Origin of the sequence: Rhizobium sp. NPDC090275 (assembly GCF_044772225.1) — a bacterium.
Classification (GTDB): Bacteria; Pseudomonadota; Alphaproteobacteria; order Rhizobiales; family Rhizobiaceae; genus Rhizobium.
Map to the genome: position 1 here is coordinate 1 of NZ_JBIVYL010000033.1, position 1,072 is coordinate 1,072.

Genomic DNA, 1,072 nt, shown 5'->3' on the forward strand with positions numbered 1-1,072 from the left:
GGCCAACGGCCGGTGCATGTCCTTCGGATTGCGCGGCGGCTTGCCGAAACGCCTGTTGAAATCCGCAATGAACTCAGGTGCATAGGCGTTGGCGTCCTCGATCGTGTCGATGCCGCGAAGCCGCATCTCCTTGACCAGCCGATCCTGCAATGTCTGGTTGGCACGTTCCACACGGCCCTTGGCCTGCGGGGTGTTGGCACAGATAATGTCGATGTTCAGCTCATAAAGCGCCCGACCGAACTGCGTCAGGCCGCTCGTCCGGTCTTTCTCAGACGCATGCGTACTGCGGAAAACACCATGCTTGTCACTATAGAAAGCCAGCGGTTTGCCCCATTGCTGCAGATAGGCCTTGGTCGCGTGCAGATAGTCGAACGTATTCTCCGATCCAGCAAACCGTAGATGCAGCAGCTTGCCGGTCGCGTCATCGATATAGACGAGCAGGGCGCATTTGGGACCACGATCCTCGAACCAACAGTGATGCGAGCCATCAATCTGCACCAGTTCGCCAAAGCAATCACGCCGGCCGCGTGGCTGGAAAACCCGTTTCTTGTGTTCTCTGCGTGAGACCCAGATACCAGCCTCGGTCATCCATTGTCGCAGCGTCTCCTTGGCGACAGAGATATGGTGCAGCTCGATCAGCTTCTCACGCGCCAGCGTCGGACCGAAATCCAGATAGCGTTCGCGGATCAGATCCAGCGCCGCATTGCGAAACTCCTCGCTATGACGCCGATTGCTCGGGCGCGATCGTTTCTTCGAAACAAGGCCAGCCGGACCGTCCCGGTCAAAGGCCTGCAGCAGTCGATGGACCTGGCTTCGACTGAGGTCGAGCCGTTCGGCGGCCTCGACGACCGTCAGACGTTCGTCACGGATCTTCTGGATGAATTCGAGGCGATGCAATTCTTTCTGCGACATGGTGATCAAAAAGGACATGACGACTCCGACCGCTCATGGTCTCGACCAGGCTGAAGATCGTCATCCTTGCTCCCAACGTTGGCTTTGACCAGTGCGTCGAGAGGCGAGACTGTCGCATCTCTAACTGGCCCAACTGTCGCATTACTAAATAGCCCTTACA

At 57.6% G+C, this 1,072-nt stretch carries 1 protein-coding gene; it reads right to left on the reverse strand.

Annotated features, from left to right (window positions below):
* On the reverse strand, positions 1 to 930 hold a 930-nt coding region (locus tag ACIQUB_RS31460; protein WP_402935927.1), incomplete at its 3' end, for an ISNCY family transposase.
* Positions 931 to 1,072: the final 142 nt, after the last annotated feature.